Origin of the sequence: Planktotalea sp., assembly GCF_039984035.1 — a bacterium.
Classification (GTDB): Bacteria; Pseudomonadota; Alphaproteobacteria; order Rhodobacterales; family Rhodobacteraceae; genus Planktotalea.
On record NZ_JBDWVM010000437.1, the window covers coordinates 1 to 2,937 of the forward strand.

At 54.0% G+C, this 2,937-nt stretch carries 1 protein-coding gene and 1 pseudogene; one reads left to right on the forward strand and one right to left on the reverse strand.

Annotated elements, in window-relative coordinates; translation table 11 throughout:
• Positions 1-144: 144 nt before the first annotated feature.
• On the reverse strand, positions 145-2,304 hold the full coding sequence (locus tag ABJQ89_RS19440) for a TonB-dependent receptor (protein ID WP_348405811.1): 2,160 nt from the start codon (positions 2,302-2,304) through the stop codon (positions 145-147).
• Positions 2,305-2,578: 274 nt separating this feature from the next.
• Here ABJQ89_RS19440 and ABJQ89_RS19445 point away from each other — a divergent pair.
• Positions 2,579-2,937: pseudogene (locus tag ABJQ89_RS19445) on the forward strand (transposase); the annotation flags it as partial.

The following is a 2,937-nucleotide window of genomic DNA, read 5'->3' on the forward strand; positions in this document are numbered from 1 at the left end:
AAGGCAGGCGGATTGACCGCCTTAGCCTGTCCTATTGTCTCAATAAAGGCGCCTCGGCGACAGTGCGGGGAGCACAGACGGTCGTTTGCACCATAGGTCGTGCAATTTCGACATGACCAGCCCCCCCGCAGATCGCGAGACTTTCTAGAACACCTTGTCGAACCGGACGCCGATCTCGCGGCGGTCACCAAGGGTTGCAATGCTATTGGTATTGTTGAGTGCAGTGAAATACCGCTTGTCCAAGAGGTTGTTGGCGTAAAACGTCAGGCGGCTGCTGTCCCAGGCGTAGCCGGTGGATGCATCGACGGTCGTGTATCCCCCCAGATCTACTGCCGCGCCGTTCACGCTCCCGGATTTTTGGGACCCAACATAGCTGGCCACGCCATTGGCAAACCAGCCCGTCGAACGCCCCCAACGCGCCCCAACAGAGATCGTCTTGGTGGGCGCATTGCGGAACTCTTGACCCGAAAGATCTTGACCACTGAACGTGAAGTCCTTGAATTGGGTACGGAGCAAACCAACCGAACCAAAGAGATTCAACGTCTCAGACATCTGATAGTCGACATCGAACTCTGCGCCGTAGGCTTCGGAGTCCCCGGCATTCACGATGATGTTAGAAAATGCGTTGTTGGTGACAGCCTCCACTTCGACCTGCTGGTTTTGATAGTCCGTATAAAACAGATTGCCTGCAACGTTCAGACGACCTTCGATAAAACTTCCGCGATAGGACAGCTCTAAGTTGTCTGTTTCTTCAGAATCAAACTCGTATGTCGATATAGTTCCCCCGAACGCTGCTCCGACGGGCTGAATGCCCCCGCCACCTGGCCGAAAGCCTTTTTGATATACCACGGCGATGCTTTGGTCGGCGTTGATGTCGTATTCGAAGCCGAGTTTTGGCAGAAACTTGATATCACTGGTCGTGGTATCTAAAGATGTAAACGCCTGCACTGGGAACCCAGCGGTAGACGACAGCAAAGTGGCATTGATATCTTGACCAATATAGTCGAGCCGTGCCCCTGCAACAATGCGGGCACCGGGGGTAAATTCGTAAGTCACCTCACCGAACAACGCAATATTGTTGGTTTCTGTTCTATTCGTTGTATCCACATCGAGGGGGGTGGCAATGAGCGGATTGGCATCTAGTGTACCGTCGAACTCACCCGAGTTATCTTCGTGGGCGGCATATGCGCCAGCGACCCATCGCACAGGGCCGCTATCGTAGTTTAGTCTGACCTCCTGCGAAAAGATCTGTTGATCAAATTCGCCAACAATCGTGAACGTTTGCCCTGCATCTTCTGCGTTGATCGACTTCCGATCAGTGATCGAGTCTGACAGGGAGGTCAACGCCGTCAGCCGCAGTGCATCAGAATAGTCATGCGTAATTTCAAGCCCAGCATTGTTGACCCGTGTTTCTCGCACGTCCTGAAAGGCAATGTTATTCCCTTGCCGAATATCGCCACGGTTGTCATCAAAGCTAACAGCCAGATCCGAGCCTGGCCCAGCAATGTTATTTGTGGTTGGTGATTCAAAGCTATGCGAATAGCTTAGTACCGCGCGGGTTTGGGCATTGTCGGCAGGTTGCCAGAGCAATTTTCCACGCAAGTTGTAGAATTCGTCTGTCGCCAAGTCGGACAGGCCGCCAAATGCTTGGTAGGTCGGAAAGTTGAGGTCGCTGTCCTTGGTGGAAAATTCCCCGCTGAGGCGGTAAGCAAAGCTGTCATTGATGGCGTTGCCGTATGCCAGCCCCACCTGCCGGCGGTTATCTTCGCCAAACGTGAGCTGCAGCGCGCCGGATTCTGCGAATTCTGGGTCTTTCGTGCGCAAATAGATTGCACCGGCAAGTGCGTTGCGTCCGCCAAGGGTCGATTGCGGGCCGCGATAGACCTCGACCTGTTCGACATCAAACACCCCGCTGAACCCGCGCCGTGCGGCCTCGACTGTTTGTTGAACCCCGTCAATATAGATCGAGGCCAAAGGCGCGCTGTTGCCGCCCGGTGTGAGCCCTTCGGAACTGATCCCCCGAATGATGAACCCGCTTTCTGTACCGGCGCCCGCCTGCACGTTGGCGATACGGCGAAAGACGTCCTCGACGGTTTGGATCGTGGGGCTGTCCAGTTCTTCAGCGGTGATGACAGCCACACTTGAAGCCGTTTGCTCAAGTGTATTGCCGGTGCGATCCCCATAGAGATCGATGCTACCAAGGTCGAAAAAGTCCGTGGTGTCAGCATCTTGTGCCAATGCCGCAGTTGCAGCAATAATGGAAACGCCGCTTAACAGCGTGCCCCGCAGATGTGAAAATTTCATAGCCAGCTCCCGTAGAATGTTATCTGCTGGCGGGGCGCTCGCTAATTTCCATGCTGTTTTTCACGAAAGGTTAATGACGTCAACGTGAAGCGGCGCACATTGCGACCCTGTTGTGAATTTATAGCCATTTGCGCACAAAATTCGGTGGACTTTCTTGTTATAGGTGTATGGCAAGAAGCGCGTTAGTTGAGACGGTTAGGTAAAGTGGCCTACCCCTCCGAAACGTCCTTCGTTTTATTATAGAGTTTGCTCAGGCTTTTGAAGGTGCAAAGGAATGCGAAAGAGCCGATTTAGCGAAGCCCAGATTGTTCATTGCGCGTCAGGGTTGTGCGTAGCATGGTCCCGAGAGGGAGGATGCTCAAGGAGCAGGACGCCGGGATGGCGACTGCTGATGTGGGCAGCACGCATAGCTTCAGTCAGGGGGCATTCTGTACGTTTAAATCACGGTATGGTGGCATAGAGGTGTCTGGCGCGGCTAAGCTGCGTGCCGTCACCGATGAGAACGCGAAGCTAAAGCGTTTGCTGGCGGATACGATGTTGGACAACGTTGTTCTGAAGGATCTGCTGAGAGCGAACAACGAGAGGCAGCGCTTCGTGCGATGCGTGATCATGACATCTCGCAACGAAGGGTCC